The 2580-nt window shown below is 65.2% G+C and carries 2 protein-coding genes; both read left to right on the top strand.

Features of this window, described 5'->3' with window-relative positions; all coding sequences use genetic code 11:
- Positions 1-133 precede the first annotated feature (133 nt).
- On the top strand, positions 134-1675 hold the full coding sequence (gene istA / locus AC1Q61_RS32665) for an IS21-like element IS1415 family transposase (RefSeq protein WP_030538069.1): 1542 nt from the start codon (positions 134-136) through the stop codon (positions 1673-1675).
- Positions 1675-2466, top strand: a complete 792-nt coding sequence (gene istB, locus AC1Q61_RS32660) for an IS21-like element IS1415 family helper ATPase IstB (RefSeq protein ID WP_003944771.1) — start codon at positions 1675-1677, stop codon at positions 2464-2466. Before istA ends, istB begins: the two co-directional genes overlap by 1 nt.
- Positions 2467-2580 lie beyond the last annotated feature (114 nt).

Genomic DNA, 2580 nt, shown 5'->3' with positions numbered 1-2580 from the left:
TGTCGACGGCCATCGTAAGCTCCCCACTGGCGGCCATTTATGGCGCATTTTGTGGCCATGGTTTCTCCCCGCGTACGGCCAGATAGTTCCCCACCTGCTGTGAGTCAGATTCGGTCCCGGCAACGCTGGGTGGATGAAATCGAGCAGGGAGATCATGGAAATTTTGGAGGCGTACGACCTCACGGGTAGTTATCGGGCGGCGGCGGAGCTGGCTGGGTGTGATCACCACACGGTGGCCCGGTATGTGCAGATGCGCGCTGCGGGGCAGCCGCCGGACCGCCGGCGGCATCGAGCGCGGGCGATCGACGACTTTCTGCCGAAGATCGAGGAGTTGGTGGTCCGCTCGCAGGGCAAGGTCCGCGCGGATGTCATCCACGAACGGATCGTCGCGCTGGGGTTCACCGGCGGTGAGCGGACCACGCGCCGGACGGTCGCGGAGGCGAAGGCCCAGTTTCGGGCTGGTCGGCGGCGAGTGTATCGGCCGTGGGTAACCGAACCTGGGCTGTGGTTACAGTACGACTTCGGTGACGGGCCAACGATTTCCGGCCGGAAGACGACGTTGTTCTGCGCATGGTTGGCGTGGTCGCGATTTCGGGTGGTGATCCCGATCTGGGACAAGACATTGCCGACGGTGGCGGCGTGTTTGGATGCGACATTCCGCCGCTTGGGCGGGGTTCCGGTCTATGTCCTCACCGACAACGAGAAGACCGCGACGATCGATCACGTGGCCGGGATCGCGGTCCGCAATCCGGAGATCGTGGAGGTGGCACGGCATTACGGCACGACGCTGCGGACGTGTTTACCTGCTGATCCGGAGTCGAAGGGAGGAAGTGAGGCGACGGTGCGGATCGCCAAAGCCGACCTGTTGCCGAAGGAGGTGAACCTGCGCGAGCAGTATCACTCTTTCGGTGAGCTCGAGTCGGCTTGCCGGCAGTTCTGCACCGACGTCAACACCCGCGTCCACAGCTCTACTCGGCGGCGGCCGGTCGAGCGGCTGGCCGAAGAGTTGCAGCGGCTGCATCCGCTGCCGAAATCTCCGTTCACCGCGGTGTTCGGCACTACCCGGCGGGTGAACTGGGAGTCGACGATCTCGGTGGAAGGGGTGCGGTATTCGGTGCCGCACACGTTGATCGACACTCGGGTCTGGGCCCGCTTCCATGGTGAGGAGCTGATCGTGACCGCCGTCGACAATGATGGCGGTGCAGTCGAAGTCGCGCGGCACCGCCGCGGCCAACCCGGTTCACCGGTCCTCGACAACGACCACTACCCACCCCGCCCAGACCGCGACGCCGCCGACCGGGTGCCCAAGCCTCGTACCGCCGCCGAGCTCGCCTTCCTACAGTTGGGCCAGGGTGCCAACAGCTGGCTGGTCGAGGCTGCCGCCGCGGGAGCGCGCCGCATCAGGGCGAAGATGGCCGAGGCCGTGGACCTTTCGAAGCTGCACTCCCCGGACGCAGTCGACAGAGCGTTGGGGACGGCGGCGATGACCGGCCGGTTCGCCGATCGGGACCTGATCTCGATCCTCGACTACCAAGTCACCCACGAACACGCTGATCCGGTCCGTCGCAGCGAGAACCACACTCTGCAACCGGGCACCGCCGCCTGGTCCACCTTCGGCCAGACACCAGCGCCGGCCAGCCCAGCCACTACTGACGATGAAAGCGATGACGCCTGATGAGCACCCCTTTGCGCACTGTTACCAGCGCTAACGGCGACCCGTTGGCCGAGGCGATCGACCTGACTAAACGCCTGAAACTGCCCCATATCCGCAGGTCCTTGAGCGATATCATCCCGACCGCGAAAGCCCAACGCTGGGACCCCGCCGAAGTCGTGCGGGTTCTCCTCGCTGAGGAAGCCGCCGGCCGGGACCGGGCGAACCTGCACACTCGCCGCAAACGCGCGGGTTTCCCTACCGGCAAGACCTTCGGCGACTGGGACGAAACGAAATCGTCGATTCCCCGCGCCACCCAGGACGCGCTCCGCACCCTGGAGTGGGTCGGGCGGCGTGAATGTTTCTGCGTCTGTGGGCCTTCGGGAACTGGCAAGTCTCACTTCACCGAGGCACTCGGGCAGGCCGCAGTCGAAGCTGGGCTGGCGGTGTCTTGGTTCACCATCGAAGACCTCGGTGCCCTGGTCCGCCGGCACCGTGCCGACGACTCCATCGCCCGAGCCCTGACGAGGATCATCCGCTCCGACCTGATCATCGTCGACGACATCGGTCTGCTCCCGGTCTCTGAAGACGCCGCCGAAGGATTCTATCGCCTCGTCGACGCTGCCTACGAACGCCGAGCGATTGCCGTCTCAAGCAACCTGCACCCCTCCGGCTTCGACGAGATCATGCCCAAAACATTGGCCACCGCCACCGTTGACCGGCTCCTGCACCATGCGCACGTCGTCGTCACCGACGGCGACTCCTTCCGCCTCACCGAAGCCACCACCGGCAAGGGGGTGAAGCCCTTCAGCTAACCCAAATCAGAAAGCGGGTGGGGAAAAACAACTGGCCGCCACCGGGGAGAACCCGTGGCCACCAGCGGGGAGAACTACTGGCCGCCTACGGGGAGAACTTCGTGGCCATTGACA

This window comes from Rhodococcus sp. MPR-R1B (assembly GCF_058793255.1).
This window is presented reverse-complemented; position numbering and strand designations above follow the sequence as displayed.

Bases quoted from the DNA above. Each gene is read 5' to 3' on its own strand.
- istB (WP_003944771.1), top strand. From the start codon at position 1,675: ATGAGCACCCCTTTGCGCACTGTTACCAGCGCTAACGGCGACCCGTTG.
- istA (WP_030538069.1), top strand. From the start codon at position 134: ATGAAATCGAGCAGGGAGATCATGGAAATTTTGGAGGCGTACGACCTC.